This is a genomic window from Pallidibacillus pasinlerensis, assembly GCF_009996845.1.
Classification (GTDB): domain Bacteria; phylum Bacillota; class Bacilli; order Bacillales; family Caldibacillaceae; genus Pallidibacillus; species Pallidibacillus pasinlerensis.
Genome location: NZ_JAACYS010000023.1, coordinates 1 through 21,829, shown reverse-complemented (window position 1 = coordinate 21,829; position 21,829 = coordinate 1). Strand labels below are relative to the sequence as shown.

21 protein-coding genes are annotated in these 21,829 nt (G+C 34.7%); 18 read left to right on the top strand and 3 right to left on the bottom strand.

What is annotated here, in order from left to right; genetic code table 11:
• Window positions 1-5 precede the first annotated feature (5 nt).
• Window positions 6-368 carry a ribosome silencing factor gene (rsfS, locus tag GW534_RS06855; RefSeq protein ID WP_161920310.1) on the top strand — a complete coding sequence of 121 codons (363 nt, stop codon included), beginning with the start codon at window positions 6-8 and terminating at the stop codon, window positions 366-368.
• Window positions 358-1,101 (top strand): class I SAM-dependent DNA methyltransferase, encoded by a 744-nt coding sequence (locus GW534_RS06850; protein ID WP_161920309.1) that lies wholly within the window; start codon window positions 358-360, stop codon window positions 1,099-1,101. The genes rsfS and GW534_RS06850 overlap by 11 nt, the downstream gene beginning before the upstream one ends.
• 123 nt (window positions 1,102-1,224) lie before the next feature.
• Here the strand turns inward: GW534_RS06850 and comER are convergent, their stop codons facing one another.
• A complete protein-coding gene (gene comER / locus GW534_RS06845) occupies window positions 1,225-2,058 on the bottom strand; it encodes a late competence protein ComER (protein ID WP_161920308.1) in 834 nt (277 codons plus the stop codon).
• 75 nt (window positions 2,059-2,133) lie between these two features.
• On the opposite strand from comER, the gene GW534_RS06840 reads away from it, so the two are divergent.
• From GW534_RS06840 to GW534_RS06830, 3 genes are all read left to right on the top strand, one after another.
• On the top strand, window positions 2,134-2,784 hold the full coding sequence (locus GW534_RS06840) for a helix-hairpin-helix domain-containing protein (protein WP_161920307.1): 651 nt from the start codon (window positions 2,134-2,136) through the stop codon (window positions 2,782-2,784).
• Between the two features lie 89 nt (window positions 2,785-2,873).
• The gene (locus GW534_RS06835) at window positions 2,874-3,335 is read left to right on the top strand and encodes a ComE operon protein 2 (RefSeq protein ID WP_161920306.1); all 462 of its coding nucleotides are present in this window, start codon (window positions 2,874-2,876) and stop codon (window positions 3,333-3,335) included.
• A 9-nt stretch (window positions 3,336-3,344) separates the two neighbouring features.
• The gene (locus GW534_RS06830; RefSeq protein WP_312854640.1) at window positions 3,345-5,657 is read left to right on the top strand and encodes a DNA internalization-related competence protein ComEC/Rec2; all 2,313 of its coding nucleotides are present in this window, start codon (window positions 3,345-3,347) and stop codon (window positions 5,655-5,657) included.
• An 82-nt stretch (window positions 5,658-5,739) separates the two neighbouring features.
• On the opposite strand, the gene GW534_RS06825 is transcribed toward GW534_RS06830, so the two are convergent.
• Window positions 5,740-5,874: a YqzM family protein gene (locus GW534_RS06825; protein WP_161920304.1), complete on the bottom strand. Its 135-nt coding sequence runs from the start codon at window positions 5,872-5,874 to the stop codon at window positions 5,740-5,742.
• Between the two features lie 299 nt (window positions 5,875-6,173).
• Between GW534_RS06825 and holA the strand changes: the two genes are divergently transcribed.
• Window positions 6,174-7,214, top strand: a complete 1,041-nt coding sequence (gene holA, locus GW534_RS06820) for a DNA polymerase III subunit delta (RefSeq protein ID WP_161920303.1) — start codon at window positions 6,174-6,176, stop codon at window positions 7,212-7,214.
• 82 nt (window positions 7,215-7,296) lie between these two features.
• On the opposite strand, the gene rpsT is transcribed toward holA, so the two are convergent.
• The gene (gene rpsT, locus GW534_RS06815) at window positions 7,297-7,563 is read right to left on the bottom strand and encodes a 30S ribosomal protein S20 (protein WP_161920331.1); all 267 of its coding nucleotides are present in this window, start codon (window positions 7,561-7,563) and stop codon (window positions 7,297-7,299) included.
• 187 nt (window positions 7,564-7,750) lie between these two features.
• On the opposite strand from rpsT, the gene gpr reads away from it, so the two are divergent.
• From gpr to deoC, 12 genes are all read left to right on the top strand, one after another.
• On the top strand, window positions 7,751-8,875 hold the full coding sequence (gene gpr, locus GW534_RS06810; RefSeq protein WP_202630853.1) for a GPR endopeptidase: 1,125 nt from the start codon (window positions 7,751-7,753) through the stop codon (window positions 8,873-8,875).
• Between the two features lie 104 nt (window positions 8,876-8,979).
• Window positions 8,980-9,294 (top strand): DUF3679 domain-containing protein, encoded by a 315-nt coding sequence (locus tag GW534_RS06805; RefSeq protein WP_161920302.1) that lies wholly within the window; start codon window positions 8,980-8,982, stop codon window positions 9,292-9,294.
• Window positions 9,295-9,506: 212 nt separating this feature from the next.
• The gene (gene lepA, locus GW534_RS06800; RefSeq protein WP_161920301.1) at window positions 9,507-11,330 is read left to right on the top strand and encodes a translation elongation factor 4; all 1,824 of its coding nucleotides are present in this window, start codon (window positions 9,507-9,509) and stop codon (window positions 11,328-11,330) included.
• Window positions 11,331-11,585: 255 nt separating this feature from the next.
• Window positions 11,586-12,719, top strand: a complete 1,134-nt coding sequence (hemW, locus tag GW534_RS06795) for a radical SAM family heme chaperone HemW (RefSeq protein WP_161920300.1) — start codon at window positions 11,586-11,588, stop codon at window positions 12,717-12,719.
• Between the two features lie 166 nt (window positions 12,720-12,885).
• Window positions 12,886-13,911 carry a heat-inducible transcriptional repressor HrcA gene (gene hrcA / locus GW534_RS06790; RefSeq protein WP_161920299.1) on the top strand — a complete coding sequence of 342 codons (1,026 nt, stop codon included), beginning with the start codon at window positions 12,886-12,888 and terminating at the stop codon, window positions 13,909-13,911.
• A gap of 171 nt (window positions 13,912-14,082) precedes the next feature.
• The gene (gene grpE, locus GW534_RS06785) at window positions 14,083-14,673 is read left to right on the top strand and encodes a nucleotide exchange factor GrpE (protein ID WP_161920329.1); all 591 of its coding nucleotides are present in this window, start codon (window positions 14,083-14,085) and stop codon (window positions 14,671-14,673) included.
• 36 nt (window positions 14,674-14,709) lie between these two features.
• The gene (gene dnaK / locus GW534_RS06780) at window positions 14,710-16,557 is read left to right on the top strand and encodes a molecular chaperone DnaK (protein WP_161920298.1); all 1,848 of its coding nucleotides are present in this window, start codon (window positions 14,710-14,712) and stop codon (window positions 16,555-16,557) included.
• A 221-nt stretch (window positions 16,558-16,778) separates the two neighbouring features.
• A complete protein-coding gene (gene dnaJ / locus GW534_RS06775; protein ID WP_161920297.1) occupies window positions 16,779-17,912 on the top strand; it encodes a molecular chaperone DnaJ in 1,134 nt (377 codons plus the stop codon).
• 20 nt (window positions 17,913-17,932) lie between these two features.
• Window positions 17,933-18,868, top strand: a complete 936-nt coding sequence (gene prmA / locus GW534_RS06770; protein WP_161920296.1) for a 50S ribosomal protein L11 methyltransferase — start codon at window positions 17,933-17,935, stop codon at window positions 18,866-18,868.
• Window positions 18,869-18,893: 25 nt separating this feature from the next.
• Window positions 18,894-19,646 (top strand): 16S rRNA (uracil(1498)-N(3))-methyltransferase, encoded by a 753-nt coding sequence (locus GW534_RS06765; protein WP_161920295.1) that lies wholly within the window; start codon window positions 18,894-18,896, stop codon window positions 19,644-19,646.
• A 4-nt stretch (window positions 19,647-19,650) separates the two neighbouring features.
• Window positions 19,651-21,009, top strand: coding sequence for a tRNA (N(6)-L-threonylcarbamoyladenosine(37)-C(2))-methylthiotransferase MtaB (mtaB, locus tag GW534_RS06760; RefSeq protein WP_161920294.1), 1,359 nt, complete (start codon window positions 19,651-19,653; stop codon window positions 21,007-21,009).
• Window positions 21,010-21,124: 115 nt separating this feature from the next.
• On the top strand, window positions 21,125-21,784 hold the full coding sequence (gene deoC / locus GW534_RS06755; RefSeq protein WP_161920293.1) for a deoxyribose-phosphate aldolase: 660 nt from the start codon (window positions 21,125-21,127) through the stop codon (window positions 21,782-21,784).
• The last annotated feature ends 45 nt before the right edge of the window (window positions 21,785-21,829 follow it).

The following is a 21,829-nucleotide window of genomic DNA, read 5'->3' as shown; positions in this document are numbered from 1 at the left end:
AGTATATGACCAATCGCGAACTGTTATTAACAGCTGTAAAAGCAGCGGATGACAAAAAGGCAGAGGACATCATTACATTAAATATGAAAGGCATTTCCTTGATTGCTGATTATTTTGTTATTTGTCACGGTAATTCTGATAAACAAGTACAGGCAATTGCAAGAGAAATTAAAGATCAAGCCGTTGAAAATGGTTATGAAGTAAAGCGACTGGAAGGTTTTGATGAGGCTCGCTGGGTTTTGGTTGATTTAGGTGATGTAGTCGTTCATGTATTCCATCGCGATGAAAGAAACTATTACAATTTAGAACGGTTATGGGGAGACGCTCCTACTGAGGATGTGTTAAGTGAAATCGCCAATGAGTTATAAATATTTTTCTTCCCTATACGATGAATTAATGGATGAGGCACCTTATGACCAGTGGCTAAATTTTTTCGAACAACAAAAAAATAAATACCTTCCAGAAGCGAAAAAAGTGATGGACTTAGCCTGTGGAACTGGAGAGGTTACACTGCGTTTATTTGAACGCGGATATGATGTTGTAGGTGTGGACCTTTCCGAGGAAATGCTATCCGTTGCTCAAAGTAAAGCTTTCCAAAAAGGATTGCAAATTTCTTTTTATTTACAGGATATGTCCCAGTTAGATGGACTGGAAGGCTTTGATGCGGTTGTCATATTTTGCGATTCATTAAATTATTTAACGAGCGAAGAGCAAGTTCGAAATACTTTTGAGCGGGTTTACGGAGCTTTACGAGAAGGTGGCTTGTTTTTATTTGATGTCCATTCCCCATATAAAATGAATTGTGTTTTTAAGAATAATACTTTTGCTTATAATGGGGATGAAATCTCTTATATTTGGAATAGTTTTCCGGGAGAACATAAATTATCAGTTGAACATGAATTGACGTTCTTTGTTTATGACGAAGAAACGAATCAATATGATCGTTATGATGAATTACATAAGCAAAGAACGTTTGAACCATCTCAATATAAAGAGTGGTTAGAAAAAGTAGGCTTTAAAACGCTGGCAATTACCGGAGATTTTACGGATGAACGTGTTAATGATGAACATGAACGTATCTTTTTTACATTAAAAAAATAAAGGGTTGACTCACACGATACGCTTCTAGCACTGTATTGTTGTGAAGTCACCCTTTTTTAATAAAAAAGTTTTATATAAAACACCGAAAAAATGAAGGATTTTTTCGGTTTATGTCGAATGTATTTATTTGCCAAAGAAATTAAATTGGTTATTTATCATTTTTTGATCCTCAGCAAATTTCCTTTGTGTCACATTAAATACAGTACGAAATGTATCTTCGATTTGACTATTATCTAAAACCTCAATACCTTTTCCTGTCACTCCTCCTTTTACGCATACCTTTTCCTGTAACGTAGGTAAAGAGTAATGTCCCTTTTTTATTAATGTACCCATGCCAACTAGCATTTCTTGTGCTAATTGTGTCGCAAGATCTTTATTTATTCCCGTTTCTTTTACAGCAGCATCAATAAATTTTTGCGTTAAAAAACTAAAAAAGGCTGGTCCGCAGCTAACAATATCGGACGCCACTCTCGTGTATTGTTGTTCAATTTCAATGGGGTTTCCAATGTAAGATAGAAAACTATTAACTTTCTGTTTCCAATGATCCGAACAGTTAGTCCCATATGTTACTAAACAAACACCTGATAAAGCCCGATTTGTAATACTTGGAATTACTCGCATACAAGAACATTGAACAATGCTTTCTAATTGTTCGACAGAAAAGGGGCTTGTAATAGATATAGTGCATTTATCTTTTTTAAGTAAGTGGCTCGTTTTAATGAGAAGGGGATAAATGTCCATTGGTTTTACACAAATAAAAATCATCTCACTATTGGAGACGACTTCTTCAACTGTTTCTTCTACATGAATGTTCGGGTAGTTCGCTTTGATTTGTAATGCTTTTTCAATCGTTCGGTTTGTTATGTGTATATGCTCTTGAGGGGCAGCCTGGCTATCAATAATCGCTTCTGTTAAGATTGTTCCCATATTTCCAGTTCCAATAATTCCGATGTGCATTTTTTCCCTCCTTTTCCTAAGCATTTCATATAACTTTATGAAAGGAATGAATGTATTATGACTAAGGAGAAAAAAATGATTCAATGGATTATGGAGAAAAAGCAATATTTTTTAATTGGTGCCATTATTTTAGGGGTTTTTATTTATTATTTAGTAAATGATGCACCGGATGATACGATTCAAATGTTAGAGGAAGAAATATTTGTAGAAAATGAAGAAGAAATTCGCCAACAAGTTGATAGTAATGATGATAAAATTGTGGAGCAACCAATTATAATAAAAGTCGATTTAAAAGGAGCGGTTCAAAAACCAGGAGTTTACACGGCTCAAGAAGGGGAGCGGGTGATTGATTTAATTAATCGTGCCGGTGGTTTTTTAGATGATGCAGATCAAACGAAAATAAACTTATCTCAAAAAGTAGCGGATGAAATGGTAATTTATGTTCCGAAAGTAGGGGAAGATTCAAATGTTATGGATCAAGTTGCAAGTTTTTTTCAACCACAACAGTCAGGAAATGAGGCAAGTTCTGACGGTAAGGTAAACATTAATCAAGCAGATTCGACATTGTTGCAAACATTGCCCGGAATTGGTCCGAGTAAAGCAGAGGCTATTATTGAGTATCGAGAAACAAATGGACCCTTTAAGATGATAGAAGATATAATGAATATTTCAGGTATCGGTGAAAAGACCTTTGAAAAATTAAAGAATTCTATAACTGTTCAATAAAGTTTAAAAATGTTATTGACGAAAATTAATCGCTTTGCCTACACTATATTTATACAGAATATTCGTTTACTAGAAATGAGGGACAAGCAATGAAAAGAATTGAATGGGATCAATATTTTATGGCACAAAGTTTTCTACTATCATCAAGAAGTACTTGTACAAGATTATCAGTCGGAGCAACAATTGTCCGTGATAAACGTATTATAGCAGGAGGTTATAACGGCTCGATAGCTGGTGGTGATCATTGTATCGATAAAGGTTGTTATGTTATTGACAATCATTGTGTTCGAACAATTCATGCGGAAATGAATGCTCTTTTACAATGTGCAAAGTTTGGTGTACCAACAGAGGGTGCAGAAATTTATGTGACTCATTTTCCGTGTTTACAATGTACAAAGTCAATTATTCAATCGGGGATAAAAGTAATTTATTATGCAGAGGATTATAAAAATGATTCATACGCAATGGAATTACTAGAACAGGCAAAAGTAAAAGTAGAAAAAGTACCTTTTGATAAATCTATTTTTAATTTTAATGTAGTCAATAAATAAGTAGAAAGGGTGTGTAGTGGTATATTTCCTGGTGTTTTTGTTTACATCAGCATAGCCACGATTGTTTCTTTTTTGACATACCACCATTTTCTATTAGGTATACTTGTGGCGTTATTATTTTTTTATATTATACATCGTAAACTACAAAAATCTTTTTACATTGTGCTTGCAAGCTTTTTCCTTATGTTTTTCTGCTTTCATTGGCGATTTGAAAAAGAAATACCTCCACCACCAGAAGAGGTACAAGCATTATTTATTCAATTTGCCGATTATCCTAAATTTGATGGGAATAAATTAAGTGGAACAGTAGTTAGACAACAAGGTGAAAAGCTTGCATTTACCTACTATATGAAAACGAAAGATGAAAAAGATAGACTTCAACATATGCTTGAGCCAGGTGTTTATTGTCAAGTTCAAGGGATTTTTGAATTACCACCTGAACCGAGGAATCCAAACGCATTTAATTATCGACAATTTTTACAAACGCAAAAGATCTATTATTTGTTAAAGGTTGAACGAATATCAAACTGCTTTTTACAAGATAAAACTTTGTATCAAAAACTATTAGATTTTCGAAGAAGTGGCATAGAAAGTATCAACCTACACTTTCCAGAACATATTGCGCCCTTTATAAATGCGTTACTATTCGGACATGATGAAAATATGGATCAATCCGTTGAAGAAGCGTATCAAAAACTAGGTTTATCCCATTTATTAGCTATTTCTGGGCTACATGTTGGTATAATTATTGCTTGTTTATATTATGTTTTATTAAAGTTTGGCATTACGAGGGAACGTGTTCGTCTGATTCTTCTATTGTTTCTACCAATATATGCTGTTTTAGGCGGTGCTGCTCCATCTGTAACTCGCTCCGTTTTTATGGCATGGCTCATTTTATTTTTATCAAAATGGCGAATGATTTTAAATTCACTAGATGCATTATCAATCTCATTTATTATTTTTATATTGATTAATCCTTTTATTATTTATCATGTTGGCTTTCAACTTTCGTATACAGTAACTGCAGGTTTACTTCTTTCACGAGCAATTTTACAAGAGATACATGGTTTCTTAAAAAGTGGTATAGCAATATCTTTAATCTCCCAAATTGTATCTTTACCAATCCTTTTAACGAGTTTTTATGAGTTTTCTCTCATAAGTTTTCTTCTCAACATCATTTACGTTCCACTTTATTCAATTTTCATTCTCCCGTTAAGCTTTCTAACTTATATCATAATCCTATTATTTCCAAAGTTGAGTGGTTTGTTTGTATCGATACTTACAGTGTTGCTAGAGTATCCGAACGATTTTGCGGTTTGGATGAATGGCTTTGATTTGTTTACAATCGTGTTAGGCAAACCTCCAACCTCCATCTTTATACTCTTTTTTATTAGCATCATTATTTGTTTTATCTTCTATGAAAAAGATAAGTTTGCAAAGAAAAAGTTGTTATTGCTTACGATTTTTCTCTGTCCATTTATCTTGCAAATTTTATTTGTAAAATTTTCTCCAGTAGGAGAAGTTACAATTATTGATGTGGGACAAGGGGATTGTATTTTTATTCGCATGCCTTTAAACAAAGGGAATTATTTAATTGACACAGGTGGAGTTCTTCAATTTCCGCAAGAAGATTGGGAAAAGCGGGAGAAACCATTTGACCCAGGTGAATCTATCGTAGTTCCTTTTTTAAAAAGTAAAGGAATTACAAAACTAGATAGGCTTATCTTAACGCATGGGGATATTGACCATGTCGGTTCGAGTGCGGCTTTATTTAACCATTTCCATATTGGTGAACTTGTTGTAGGGCAAACAATGGAAAAATCTATTGCTGAACAAGAGGTTATTAAATTAGCGAAAGAAAATAATACAAAGGTAACGTATGCTTTTGATGGAATGTATTGGACAAAGGGTAAGAATCAGTTTTATATTCTTGCACCAGAAAAAAATATGAAAGCGAGTAATAACGCTTCAATCGTTGTTTACGCTAAATTAGGAAAGAAAAAATGGTTGTTTACCGGTGATCTTGAAAAAGAGGGAGAGGAGTTATTAATTCAAAAGTATCCAAATTTACAAGTGGATATTTTAAAAGCAGGGCATCATGGTTCAAATACATCAACAACAGAACCATTTTTAAATGCGATTCAACCTGAGATTGCCGTCATTTCTGCTGGAGAAAATAACCGTTATGGGCATCCTCATCAAGAAGTAATTGATCGTTTAAAGGATTATAAAATTAAAACCTTTCGTACCGATAAGCATGGAGCAGTTACGTATTTCTATTTATTTGAAATAGAAAAATTGTCAACAATGCTTGAAGAATAAAGAGTGTCACCATTTGACACATTCCAACATAATATAAAGAAAAAGAACAGACTGGTTTTACAGTCTGTTTTCCAAATGAATCTTATGAAGCGATTACTTGAATGACGGTGGCAATGATGAAAATAGTAGCAAAAAATCCAAAAGAAATAACAAAGGCTACTCCAGAATCGATAAAGTCATTTCCTTTATATTGCACATCTTTTTCAAATTCGTTCATATCCACCCCTCCTGATAAATTTAGTATAAACAAAACATTTTAAAAAGTCTACATATTCGAAAGGTTAAAATTGACAAACGTTAACACAAATAAAGTAATCGGGTAGGTGGAAAACTGAAAGTAGTCCCGCTAGAGTAAGATTGGACTTATTCTAGCGTTCAATATATACAGGGATAGTCAATGGCGACTATCCCTTTTAACATGTCTTTCTTAACAATTAAAAATTTTCGATTCTTTGACAGTTTCCTATTTTTTTCATAGGATAAAAGAAAAACTAAATTGAACGGGGCGAAAGATTCGTGTTTGCAAAAGTATGGAAAGAACTTAAACAAAAAAAATTCTCACCAATCTATTTATTGTATGGTGACGAAAACTTTTTAATAAATAAAACAAAAGATTTAATTATACAAGAATCAATTCAAGAAGAAGAAGCAGAGTTTAATTTATCCATTTATGATTTAGAAGAAACTCCAATAGAAACGGTACTTGAAGATTGTGAAACGGTTCCTTTTTTTGGTGAACGTAAAACTGTAATCGCCTATCATCCGATATTTTTAACATCGGAAAAGGGAAAGGATAAAGTAGAACATAATTTAAAGGCTTTGGAAAGTTATATCGAAAATCCTGTGCCTTCTACAATATTGGTTCTAATTGCTCCATATGAAAAATTAGATGAACGGAAAAAATTAACGAAGGCATTAAAAAAACAAGCAGTTACTTTACAAGCAAAAGGTCTTTCTGAAAAAGAAATAAAACAATGGATATATGATCAAGTTTCTGAAATTGGTAGTGAAATTACAAGCGACGCCGTTGAATTACTTTATCAATATGTTGGACCTAATCTAACTTTATTACATAATGAATTGGAAAAGTTGTTTTTATACAGTGGAGAACAAACGATTGATGAAGAAACGATTCAATTATTAGTGGCAAAATCATTAGAGGATAATATTTTTGCACTAGTTGATCAAGTGATGCAAAGAAATTTAAATAAAACGTTGGAAATATTTTATGGTTTGTTAAAACAAAACGAAGAACCAATAAAAATATTAGCGGTAATTGCGAGTCAAGTAAGATTCCTTTATGAAGTTAAAACGTTAGTAAATAAAGGATACGGTGAAAAACAAATTTCTGGAATTCTTAAGGTCCATCCGTATCGGGTAAAATTGGCAATTCCAAAAGCAAGGTCATTTGATGAAAAACGAATTCTCGATATGATTAAATACTTAGCAGATTTAGATTATAAAATGAAAACAGGATACGGAAATAAAGAAAAAATGATGGAATTATTCTTCCTAACCTTCCTTACGAAGGATGATAGGGAAATAGTAGGGAATTAATGGAACGAGTGAATGACTCGTTCTTTTTTTATGCAAAAAAAAGAAAATTTGGCAGTACACCAAATTTTCTTTTACTTTTAGATTAAGCGTTTAAAGAGTTAACTTGTTTAGCTAAACGAGATTTGTAACGAGCAGCAGAGTTTCTGTGTAAGAAACCTTTTGTCACTGCTTTATCTATTTTACGAACAGCTACAGTTAAAGCTTCTTTTGCTTCATCAACATTATTGTTAGCTACAGCTAATTCAACTTTTTTCATAGCCGTACGCATAGCAGATTTGGCAGATGCGTTACGAACACGGCTTTCTTCGTTAGTTCTAATACGTTTGATTGCAGATTTAATATTTGCCAATCTTTTCACCTCCTAGTGAAGCCAGACCAGACGGTTTCAGACTAAATTTCAACTTAAAGAACAACTGATATTCTATCAAAAGATGACAAAGAATGCAATAGGTCTCACAAAAATCTATTATGGATTGAATACAAATCATTCGGGAATAATACATAAAAGTTTCCAATTGCTTAATGAACAAGAAAGGATGATCGTTGTGGTTAAGGGAGAAGATTTACAAAAATTTTCCATCCGTACGGATTTAGCCGTTGAAGCAAGAGAAATGGCCGTTGAACAACAAGAAAAAAATGAACAAAACCTTTCTGAAATTCAAGGTGTCATCGTAAAAGAAAGAACGGATCAAGGTGTAAAAATTGTTGATGTATCGATATCGGAAGAAGGGTCAAAAATAGTTGGAAAGAAACCTGGTAAATATTTAACGATTGAGAGTCAAGGAATCCGCCAAGAAAACCGTGAACTAGAGGAATTAACGAGAACGATTTTTGCTAAAGAGTTTAAAAGCTTTATAAAAAGTCACAATATTAATGAGGATGCTAAATGTTTAGTCGTCGGACTAGGGAACTGGAATGTAACTCCTGATGCTCTCGGTCCGATGGTTTGTGAAAAATTAGTGGTAACAAGACATTTATTTGAATTATCTCCGGAAACGGTCGAACAAGGCTATCGTCCATTAAGTGCAATTTCTCCAGGAGTTATGGGCTTAACAGGAATTGAAACGAGTGATATTATCTTCGGGATTGTTCAGAAAACAAAACCAGACTTTATTATCGCCATCGATGCTTTAGCATCTCGTTCAATAGAAAGAGTTAATGCAACGATTCAAATATCTGATACTGGAATTCATCCAGGTTCTGGAGTAGGAAATAAACGAAAAGAGTTAAGTAAAGAAACTTTAGGTGTTGATGTTTTTTCAATTGGGGTTCCAACAGTTGTCGATGCTGTATCTATCGTAAGTGATAGCATTGATTATATTTTAAAACATTTCGGTCGTGAACTAAAAGAAGGTAATCGTCCGTCCCGTGCTTTAGCTCCAGCAAATTTAACCTTTGGCGAGAAAAAGGTATTCACAGATGAAGATTTACCAGGAGAATCAGAGAGGCAAACGTTTATGGGGATTGTTGGTACCCTTGATGAAGAAGAAAAGCGTGCATTGATCCGAGAAGTATTAACGCCAACCGGTCATAATTTAATGGTCACTCCGAAAGAGGTCGACGTTTTTATTGAACGGATGGCAAATTTAATCGCTAGTGGATTAAATCAAGCTTTGCATTTAAGTTTAGATGAAGATAGTGCTAATTTTTCAACCTTTTAAAAGTTATTTTCATTTTTCTGTCTATTAAAATTAGTATTTTTCGACTAAATGAAACATATAGTGTAAAAAAGTGGTCTACCATAGTCGTGATTGGGTGATAAAAAATGGTTCGATTCTTTTTAAAAACGATTTTATTAATCAGTGTGTTGTTTTTTGGTATTATACTCGGATTTTTAGAGGCCAATAATGGTTTACATAAAATGAAAGGGTATGATGATGGTCGTTTTGAAAAAATTATAGAGGTAGAAAAGCAAGATGAGGTGTACGAAACGAGTATTTTAGGTGAACAGATTTCTAGTCATAATATCGAAGAGAAGAAAAAAGTTTTTGAAGAAATTAATACTTATAATGTTTTTTCGGATATTGCCCAAAAATTGGCTAACTTTTTTAGCACTATATTTTCCTCGCTCTTCTTATAATGTATAGAACTGTTTCAATGGTGTCATTCATCATTGAAACAGTTTTTTCTTTTATATAACTGAAAATGGTAAAAAATTGATACAAAATCAGAAAAACATGAAAAGAAAAAAGATGATATTATACTATTATAGAGTTTTGATTGAATATAAAAAAATGTACTGTTATAATCAAAATTAGCGATTTTGCAAGGATTTAGGAGTGAACGGAATTTATGAATAGTGAAGAAAAATTAATACGACAAGAAAAAATCCGCAATTTTTCAATTATCGCTCATATTGACCATGGAAAATCTACATTAGCTGATCGAATTTTAGAAAAAACGAATGCATTGTCAAATAGAGAAATGAAAGATCAGTTGCTAGATTCAATGGATTTAGAGCGGGAACGTGGAATTACAATTAAATTAAATGCGGTGCAATTAAAGTATAAGGCGAAAGATGGAGAGGAATATATTTTCCATTTGATTGATACACCAGGACACGTCGACTTTACATATGAAGTTTCTCGAAGTCTTGCAGCATGTGAAGGGGCAATCCTTGTTGTTGACGCTGCCCAAGGTATTGAAGCTCAAACATTGGCGAACGTATATCTTGCACTCGATAATGATTTAGAAATTGTACCTGTTATTAATAAAATAGATTTACCGAGCGCTGAGCCTGAGCGTGTTCGACAAGAAGTTGAGGATGTTATCGGGTTAGATGCTAGTGATGCTGTACTTGCTTCTGCGAAAGCGGGAATTGGAATTGAGGAAATATTAGAGCAAATTGTTGATAAAGTACCACCGCCAACAGGTGACCCTGATGCACCATTAAAAGCTCTAATTTTTGACTCTGCCTATGACCCGTATCGTGGTGTAGTAGCGATGATTCGAATCGTCGATGGAACCGTGAAAGTTGGCGATAAAATTCGTATGATGGCAACTGGAAAAGAGTTTGAAGTAACTGAACTTGGTGTACAAACACCTAAACATACGCCACAGGAAGAATTAACAGTCGGTGATGTAGGTTATTTAACTGCATCTATTAAAGATGTTGGTGACACACAAGTCGGTGATACGATAACGTTGGCAGATAATCCAGCTGATGAACCGTTACCAGGATATCGTAAGTTAAATCCAATGGTGTTCTGCGGTTTATATCCAATTGATACATCCAAATATAATGACTTACGTGAAGCTCTAGAGAAATTACAATTAAATGACGCTTCATTACAATTTGAGCCAGAAACTTCGCAAGCGCTAGGTTTCGGTTTCCGTTGTGGATTTTTAGGTTTATTACATATGGACGTTATCCAAGAACGGATTGAACGGGAATTTAAAATTGACTTAATTACAACAGCACCTAGTGTTATTTATCATGTGTATACTACGGATGGGAATGATGTTGAAGTGGATAACCCGGCAAATATGCCTGATCCACAAAAGATTGACCGTATTGAAGAGCCGTATGTAAAAGCATCGATTATGGCACCGAAAGATTATGTAGGTGCTGTAATGGAACTCTGTCAAAACAAACGTGGTATTTTTATCGATATGCAATATTTAGATGAAACTCGTGTATCTATTATTTATGAAATTCCATTGGCAGAAATTGTTTATGATTTCTTTGACCAATTGAAATCTCATACAAAGGGTTATGCTTCCTTTGATTATGAACTAATTGGCTATAAACCATCCAGATTAGTGAAGATGGATATTTTATTAAACGGTGAAAAAGTCGATGCGCTAAGTTTCATTGTTCATAGAGATTCATCGTACAGTCGAGGAAAAGTAATTGTTGAAAAGTTAAAGGAATTAATTCCTCGTCAACAATTCGAAGTACCTGTGCAGGCTGCAATTGGTCAAAAAATTATTGCTCGCTCAACGATAAAAGCGATGCGGAAAAACGTTCTTGCTAAATGTTACGGTGGGGACATTTCTCGTAAACGTAAATTGTTAGAGAAGCAAAAGGAAGGGAAGAAGCGGATGAAACAAGTTGGATCCGTTGAAATCCCACAAGAAGCATTCATGGCAGTATTAAAACTTGATGAAGATTAAAAAGTAAAAAAAATTATACGGCAGATTGCCCCTCGCTCGCTTTCCGCGGGCGTGGCTTGAGCCTCCTCGCCTCGCAGGCATGGCTGCGGGGTCTCAAGACTCACGCTATTCCCGCTGAAGTCTCGCGAGGGCTTTCTGCCTTCATTTTTATAACCCTTATTTCTTTTGTGTTCAAAATTGAAACATAGAGAACTGACATCTGTTTCAAAATTTATAACAAGAGGAAACTCTTGTGTTCTAAGGTTGTGATTTGTTATGCCGGAATCGATTTATATTCATATTCCGTTTTGTACACATATTTGTTTTTATTGTGATTTTAATAAAGTGTTTTTAAAAGGTCAGCCGGTTGATGAATATTTGCAAGCGTTACATCGGGAAATGGAAACGACCTTCCAACAACATCCACCTCAAAAAATTAAAACTATTTTTATTGGTGGAGGTACCCCAACTGCTTTAAATGAAAAGCAGCTCGACTATTTAATGCAATCTATACATTCCTTTGTTCAGTTTGATCCAAATATTGAATTTTCCATTGAGGCCAATCCTGGAGATTTAACAACAGGAAAACTAAAAGTGTTAAAAGATCATGGAGTTAATCGTTTGAGTCTAGGTGTTCAATCATTTAATGATGATCTACTTAAGGCAATTGGTCGTAGCCATAAAGCGAAAGACGTATATGTAACGGTTGAGGAAGCGAGGAAAATCGGGTTTGAAAATATTAGTATTGACCTCATGTATGGATTACCGAACCAAACACTAGAGGATGTCGGACACTCGTTAGAGGAATTTTTTCGGTTAAATCTGGAACATTGCTCAGCCTACTCATTGATTGTCGAATCAAAAACTATTTTTTATAATTTAATGAAAAAAGGGAAACTTCCTTTGCCATCTGAAGATATCGAGGCAGCAATGTATGAACGGATTATGAATGATATGAATCATCATGGTTACCATCAATACGAAATAAGTAACTATGCGAAAAAAGGCTATGAGAGTAAACATAATATCGTTTATTGGGACAATGAGAACTATTATGGACTTGGTGCAGGAGCACACGGGTATATAGGTTCTGCGCGAAGATCAAATGTTGGGCCGGTTAATAAATATATTCAGGCAGTTGAAGAGACTGGACTTGCTATACGAGAAGAAATTACGTTAACGAAAAAGGACAAAATCGAAGAAGAAATGTTTCTTGGATTAAGAAAAACAGCTGGTGTGTCTGTGAAAAAATTTAAGGAAAAGTTTTCCGTTAACCCATTTGAATATTATCATGATGAAATTGAAAAATTAACAAACGAAAAATTAATCGAAGTAAATGATGAATTTATTCGTTTAACAGAAAAAGGTAGATTTCTTGGAAATATCGTTTTCCAAGAATTTATAAAATAGGTCACTATTTGTAAAAGGCAATTGGCAAAAAGCTAGTTGCTTTTTGTGTTTATTCATATGATTTTGGATTAAGAAAAAACTCACAAATATTGACATATGTAAGCGAATTTGTTAATTTATAAGTGTTAGCACTCCTGATTAATGAGTGCTAAAAGGAGTGATGGTGATGTTAACAGAACGCCAGTTGTTAATATTGCAGGTCATTATTGATGATTTTATTCGCTCTGCTCAACCTGTCGGTTCCCGGGCGTTGGCTAAAAAGAGAGGAATTAACTTTAGTCCAGCGACAATCCGTAATGAGATGGCCGATTTAGAAGAACACGGTTTAATTGAGAAGACTCACACATCATCAGGGAGAGTCCCATCTGAAAAAGGCTATCGGTTTTATGTCGATCATTTGCTATCACCTGAGAAAATTGAACAACATGAATTAAATATGATTAATGAGCTATTTGAAGAAAGCATCGTTGAACTTGAACAAGTTGTTCAAAACTCTGCAAAAGTGTTATCCGAATTGACAGAGTATACTGCAATAGTTTTAGGACCGACGGTTGAAGACAATAGGTTGAGTAAGTTTCAAATCATCCCTATAAATGATGAATCAGCAGTAGCAATTATTGTTACCAATACGGGTCATATCGAGCATAAATTGTTCACTTTACCAAAATCTATCCATCCTTCTGAAGTCGAAAAAACAGTAAATATCTTAAATGAACGCTTAAGGGGTGTACCGTTAAGTGAATTACACTCGAAGCTAATGGGTGAAATTATTTTACTTTTTAAAGAGCATGTGAATAATTATGAGTCGTTCTTTCAATCGTTAGCAAGTGTATTAAACATTTCATCTAATGATAAACTTTATTATGGTGGAAAAATAAATATTTTAAAACAACCAGAGTTCCAAGATGTTGAAAAAATTAAAGATGTCATGAAGTTGATGGAAGAAGAGAATAATTTTTATCATCTGCTTAGAAAAACACCGATTGGTATCCATGTGAAAATTGGGACAGAAAATAAAGTTCCTGAAATGGAAGATTTAAGTTTAATATCTGCCACTTATAATATTGGCGAAGAACAAGTCGGAAAAATTGCGATTTTAGGTCCGAAACGAATGAATTATAGTAAAGCGATATCCGTATTGAATTTATTAAGTAAAAATTTGACATTTACATTATCAAATTTATATGATTAATAAATGGGTGACATATACTTATTTTATTAGTGATTGTAATTGTTCCGCACGTGGTTGTACAATCTCGTGCGGACAAATGTGTTTACATACTTTACATGCATAGAAAAAATTCCCAAAATAGGGGGTGAAAATATGGCTGAAGAGAAAGATTCAATATTGGAGGAAAAAGAAATGAACGAAGTTAATGAAACTCAAGAAGAAGTTACCAATCAGACTCAAGAAGATTACAATGATACAGGAGAAAAAAATAACGAAGAAATTGAAGAATCTGCAAAACAACAAGAAGGTTCTACCGATGAGTTGAAAACTTTACAAGAAAAGATTGAACAATTACAAAAAGAACTGGAAGCAAAAGAAGATCGTCTTTTGCGCATTCAAGCAGAATATGACAACTACCGTAAAAGAACCCGTAATGAAATGGAAGCTTTGAAAGAGTATGGTTCACAAGATTTAGCAACAGAATTATTACCAGCTTTAGATAATTTCGAGCGGGCACTACAATCAAATGTTACTAGTGAAGACGGTAAAGCCTTACTACAAGGTGTTGAAATGGTGTATAAAAGTATACTAGATACTTTTAAAAATGCTGGTATCGAGCCAATTGAGGCTGTTGGTAAAGAATTCGATCCTCATGAACATCATGCTGTTATACAAGGAAATGATGATCAATATGATTCAAATATCGTAATAGAGGAGTTGCAAAAGGGCTATAAATTAAAGGATAGAGTTATTCGCCCTGCAATGGTGAAAGTAAATCAATAGCAACAGAATTTAGACTTGATTTTGGGAGGTTTAATTATGAGTAAAATTATTGGTATCGACTTAGGAACGACAAACTCATGTGTAGCGGTATTAGAAGGTGGAGAACCAGTCGTCATTCCAACTCCAGAAGGTGCAAGAACAACTCCATCTGTAGTGGCTTTTAAAGATGGTGAGCGTCAAGTTGGAGAGATTGCAAAACGTCAAGCAATTACAAACCCAAATACAATTATTTCTATCAAACGTCATATGGGGACTGATTATAAAGTAAATATTGAAGGAAAAGACTATACTCCTCAAGAAATTTCTGCGATTATTTTACAACATTTAAAATCTTATGCTGAAAGTTATTTAGGAGAACCAGTTACAAAAGCGGTAATAACTGTACCAGCATACTTCAATGACTCTCAACGTCAAGCTACAAAAGACGCAGGAAGAATTGCCGGATTAGAAGTTGAGCGAATTATTAACGAGCCAACGGCAGCTGCATTAGCTTACGGATTAGATAAAACTGAAAATGAAGAAAAGATTCTAGTATTTGACTTAGGTGGCGGTACATTTGACGTTTCCATTATGGAACTTGGAGATGGAGTATTTGAAGTAATTTCCACATCGGGAGATAACAACCTTGGTGGAGATGATTTTGACCAAGCGATTATCGATTATCTAGTTGAAGAGTTCAAAAAAGAACACAACATTGACCTATCACAAGATAAAATGGCATTACAACGGTTAAAAGATGCAGCTGAAAAAGCGAAAAAAGACTTATCAGGTGTAACAAGTGCACAAATTTCTTTACCATTCATTACTGCTGGTCCAAGTGGTCCACTTCATTTGGATATGACTTTGACCCGAGCAAAATTTGATGAATTAACATCACATCTTGTTGAAAGAACAATGGGGCCTGTTCGTCAAGCTTTAAGTGATGCAGGTTTAACTGCAAATGAAATTGATAAAGTTATTTTAGTTGGTGGTTCAACTCGTATTCCAGCTGTGCAAGAAGCAGTTAAAAGAGAATTAGGCAAAGAGCCACATAAAGGAGTTAACCCAGACGAAGTTGTAGCGATGGGTGCTGCAATTCAAGGTGGGGTAATCTCTGGTGACGTTAAAGATGTTGTATTACTAGACGTAACACCACTTTCCTTAGGTATTGAGACAATGGGTGGGGTATTCACAAAATTAATCGAAAGAAATACAACAATCCCAACATCAAAATCACAAATTTTCTCAACTGCTGCTGATAACCAAACAGCTGTTGACATCCATGTATTACAAGGTGAGCGTCCAATGGCTGCAGATAACAAAACCCTTGGTCGTTTCCAATTAACGGACATACCACCTGCTCCACGTGGTGTACCACAAATTGAGGTTACTTTTGATATCGATAAAAACGGTATCGTTAACGTAAGTGCGAAAGATTTAGGTACAGGAAAAGAACAAAAAATCACAATTCAATCAAGTTCAGGTCTATCTGATGAAGAAATTGAACGGATGATTAAAGAAGCAGAAGCAAATGCTGAAGCAGATAAAAAACGTAAAGAAGAAGCAGAATTACGTAACGAAGCAGATCAACTAGTATTTACTACTGAAAAAACATTAAAAGAATTAGAAGGTAAAGTTGATGCTGCGGAAGTGAAAAAAGCTGAGGAAGCGAAAGATGCATTGAAAAAAGCAATCGAAAGTAATAATATTGAAGAAATTCGCGCTAAGAAAGATGCACTTTCTCAAATCGTTCAAGAGTTATCTGTTAAACTTTATCAACAGGCAAACGAAGCAAATGCTGGTGCACAAGCTGGAGCAGGTACTGAAGCAAACACAGCAGACAATGCGAAAAAAGATGATAATGTTGTAGATGCTGATTTCGAAGAAGTTAAGGATGATAAATAATAAGGATCGGACCGTATAGGTAAAACCGAAAAAAGTCAAAGTCAAGGTCACTTGGCTTTGACTTTTTGTGCTCATAGCAATATATTGTAGTAGCTCCTTTTATAAAGGATATCATACTTAAATGCATATGGATTTTCACTATTTTTATTAACAATGATTGCTTAGTTTATCATAAGAGTGTTAGAATAATTTTTATGTGAATAGTACGGGGAGTGGAAAAAATGTCAGCAAAACGTGACTATTATGAAGTACTTGGTGTAAGTAAAGATGCTACCAAGGATGAGATAAAAAGAGCATACCGAAAATTATCGAAAAAATATCATCCCGATATAAATAAAGAACCTGGTGCTGATGAAAAATTTAAAGAAATCGCTGAAGCTTATGAAGTGTTAAGTGATGACCAGAAAAGGGCACAATATGATCAATTCGGCCATGCTGGAGCAAATCAAGACTTCGGTGGTTTTGGTGGCGGTGGATTTAGTGATTTTGGCGGCTTCGGTTTCGAAGATATTTTTGATACATTTTTCGGTGGTGGAGGAAGACGAAGAAATCCAAATGCACCGCGACAAGGAGCCGACTTACAATATACAATGACGCTAACCTTTGAAGAAGCTGCTTTTGGTAAAGAAACAGATATTGAAATTCCTAAGGATGAACAATGCTCTACTTGTCACGGTAGTGGCGCTAAACCTGGAACTAGCCCTGAAGAATGTCCGTATTGTCATGGAAGTGGACAAATTTCCACTGAACAAAATACACCATTTGGTCGTATTGTAAATCGAAGAAATTGTCATCATTGTCAAGGTACCGGGGAAGTTATTAAAGATAAATGTACAACTTGTAGTGGAACAGGTAAAGTGAAAAAACGTAAGAAAATCCATGTTAAAATTCCAGCTGGAATTGACGATGGGCAACAATTACGTGTGGCAGGACAAGGAGAACCTGGTATTAATGGAGGTCCTCCAGGTGACTTGTACATCGTCTTTTATGTAAAAGAACATGAATTCTTTGAACGTGATGGCGATGATGTGTATTGTGAAATGCCGATTACATTTGTTCAAGCAGCTCTTGGAGATGAAATTGAAGTACCAACATTATATGGTAAAGTTAAGCTTAAAATCCCTTCTGGTACTCAATCACATACGAAATTCCGCTTGCGTGGTAAAGGAATAAAAAATGTCCGCGGTCACGGTATCGGCGACCAACACGTTACTTTAAAAATTGTTACACCTAAAAAGTTAACAGAAAAACAAAAACAACTACTTCGTGAATTCGCAGCGATAAGCGGTGATGTACCTGAAGAGCAATCAGATTCATTTTTAAATAAAATGAAACGTGCATTTAAAGGAGAATAAAGAATGGGGTTCGGTCGATTATGAAATGGTCTGAAATCAGTATCCATACAACAAATGAAGCAGTTGAACCGATTGCAAATATTTTATATGAAGCAGGAGCTAGCGGTATTGTAATTGAAGATTCTTTCGATTTAAATAAGGAACATCCGGAACAATACGGTGAAATGTATGAATTGAATGCGGATGACTTTCCGGAAGAAGGCGTTATTGTAAAAGCTTATTTACCTGTTAATAGTTTTTTAGGTGAAACTGTAGAACAAATTAAATCTGCAATCAACAATTTAATGTCATTTAATATTGACATCGGAAAAAATAAAGTAACTATTAGTGAAGTTCAAGAAGAAGAATGGGCCACGGCTTGGAAAAAATATTACCATCCGGTTAAAATATCGAGCAAATTTACGATTGTCCCAACTTGGGAAGAATATGAGCCAGTATCTAGTGATGAGTTAATCATTGAACTTGATCCTGGTATGGCCTTTGGGACAGGCACTCATCCAACTACGGTTATGAGTATCCAAGCATTAGAACAAACAGTTAAAAAAGGCGATATCGTTTATGATGTAGGAACAGGATCAGGTGTTTTAAGTATTGCCTCTGCATTACTTGGGGCAAAACATATTCTAGCATTAGATTTAGATGATGTAGCAGTTGAAAGTGCGAAGTCTAACATTGAATTAAACAACGTACAAGATCAAATTATTGTCAAGCAAAATAATTTACTTAATAGCATTACCGAACCGGCCGATGTCATTGTTGCCAATATCCTTGCAGAAATTATAGTCAGATTTACAGATGATGCTTATCGTCTAGTAAAAGACGGTGGATACTTTATCACTTCTGGTATCATTAATCAGAAAAGACAAGAAGTTGAGGATAAAATATTATCTTCTGGTTTTACGATTGTAGAAACATTAAAAATGGAAGATTGGGTTACAATTATTGCTAAAAAATAAGGCGCAAATGAAAGTGTGAGTTTATATGCAACGATATTTTTTAACGAATAATGAGCGAAATGGCGACAAAATTCATATGTTAGGTGAAGATTATCACCATATTATCCGAGTGTTGCGTATGGTACCAGGGGATAAGTTTTCTGTTGTCGATACAGAAGGCCGTGTCGCTATATGTGAAATCATAGAGATTCATCCAGAATATGTAGAAGCTACAATTTTATATGAAATTGAAGAAAAGCGAGAACTTCCGATAAAAGTCACGATTGGAAGCGGGTTGCTTAAAGGTGATAAATTCGATATAGTTATCCAGAAAGGGACAGAGCTTGGAGCGTATTCTTTCTTTCCTTTTTCTTCAGATCGGGTTGTTGTAAAACTTGATCAGAAGAAAAAAGAAAAACGTGTTGAACGGTGGCAAAAAATTGCTAAAGAAGCAGCGGAGCAGTCAGAAAGAAATATAATTCCAATTGTTGAAACTCCTTGTTCTTTTAAAGAGTTAATTAAGCATAGTGAAAAATTTGATACAAAGATAGTTGCGTACGAAGAACAAGGTAGAGAGAATGATACAAAAAATTTCCCTACTTGTTTACAAAAACTAAGTGATGGAGATTCATTACTGATGCTATTTGGTCCTGAAGGAGGATTTTCTGAGGAGGAGATTTCCATCTTACAAAGTAATGGCTTCATTCTTTGTGGGCTTGGTCCAAGAATACTTCGTGCGGAAACGGCTCCATTATATGCTTTAGCATCGATTTCATTTTATTTTGAGTTGTTGAGGTGATTATATGTCAACTGTTGCTTTTTACACACTAGGTTGTAAAGTGAACCATTATGAAACTGAAGCCATTTGGCAATTGTTTAATCAACATGGTTATGAACGAATTGACTTTGAAAAAAATGCCGATGTCTTCGTGATTAATACATGTACGGTAACAAATACTGGTGATAAAAAATCAAGGCAAGTAATTCGTCGTGCTATCCGAAATAATCCAGATGCGGTAATTTGTGTTACAGGATGTTACGCCCAAACAGCTCCTGCAGAAATTATGGCTATCCCTGGTGTAGATATTGTTGTAGGAACACAAGATCGAAACAAAATGATTGAGTATATTGAACAATATCGTAATGAACGTAAACCAATTAATGCGGTCAAAAACATTATGAAAAACCGCACATATGAAGAAATGACCGTACCTTACTTTACTGATCGTCACCGCGCATCTTTAAAAATTCAAGAGGGTTGTAATAATTTCTGTACGTTTTGTATTATTCCTTGGGCTCGGGGTCTAATGCGTTCTCGAGACCCAGAACAAGTAATTAACCAAGCGCAAATGTTAGTGGATAATGGCTATCGTGAAATCGTGTTAACTGGAATCCATACAGGCGGCTATGGACAAGATTTCAAAGACTACAATTTAGCAATGCTTTTACGTGATTTAGAAGAAAATGTAAAAGGATTAAAACGATTAAGAATTTCATCTATTGAAGCTAGTCAATTAACCGATGAGGTAATTGATGTCATTCGTGATTCAAACATTATTGTTCGCCATATGCATATCCCATTACAATCCGGTTCAGACACTGTTTTAAAACGGATGAGAAGAAAATATACTATGGCGGAATATGAGGAACGTTTATTGAAATTAAAAGATGCACTACCTGGTCTAGCGGTTACTTCTGATGTTATTGTCGGTTTCCCTGGTGAAACGGAAGAAGAATTTATGGAAACGTACAATTTTGTTAAAAAACATAAATATGCTGAACTTCACGTATTCCCATATTCAAAACGGACAGGAACACCAGCAGCAAGAATGCAAGATCAAATTGATGAATCCGTAAAAGATGAACGTGTAAGTAGATTGATTGCATTATCTGACCAACTAGCTAAAGAATATGCTGCGAACTTTGAAGGCGAAGTATTAGATGTTATTCCGGAGGTTCCTTTTAAAGAAGATCCTAACAGCGGATTATATGAAGGACATTCCGATAACTACTTGAAAGTCGTCTTTCCAGCAACAGAAGATATGTGTGGGAAAATTGTTCGCGTGAAAATTACGAAAGCGGGATATCCATATTGTAAAGGTCAATTTGTTCGTGTAATGGACGATGACGTTGTTAATGAGAACGAACAAATTGTGAGTTAATTTTAGGTTTTAGGTAATGTTTCTTTGGGGAGGTGAAATGCCCCTCTTTTCAAGTTTAAATTAACAGTATAATAGGTAAACTAATATTGACTCTCAACCTAAAAAGTAAAGGAGAATGAAAATGGAAATTGCAAAATATATTGATCATACATTATTAAAACCAGAAGCAACAAAGGATCAAATTGAAAAATTATGTGCAGAAGCAAAACAGTATAACTTTGCCTCTGTTTGTGTAAATCCTACATGGGTAAAATTAGCAAGCGAATTATTAGAGGGTACAGATGTTAAAGTTTGTACAGTTATTGGTTTCCCACTAGGAGCAAATACTCCAGAAACTAAATCTTTTGAATCCGTTAATGCGGTAACCAATGGTGCTACAGAAGTAGATATGGTAATTAATATTGGTGCACTAAAAAGTGGAAATACTGAACTAGTACAAAAAGATATTGAAGCCGTTGTTAATGCAGTTAAAGGGAAAGCTTTAGTAAAAGTTATCATTGAAACTTCTTTATTGACATATGAGGAAAAACGTATAGCTTGCGAATTATCGGTTAAAGCAGGGGCAGATTACGTAAAAACATCAACAGGATTCTCAACTGGTGGAGCTACTGTAGAAGATATTAAATTAATGAGAGAAACAGTAGGTCCGGATATCGGTGTCAAAGCATCTGGAGGTGTTCGTACAGCCGAAGATGCAAAAGCAATGATTGAAGCTGGTGCAACTAGAATTGGTGCAAGTTCAGGAATTGCTATTGTAGAAGGTTATAATAAATAAAATTAGCATTTATAAAAAGGGCTGTCATAAGACAGCTCTTTTTAT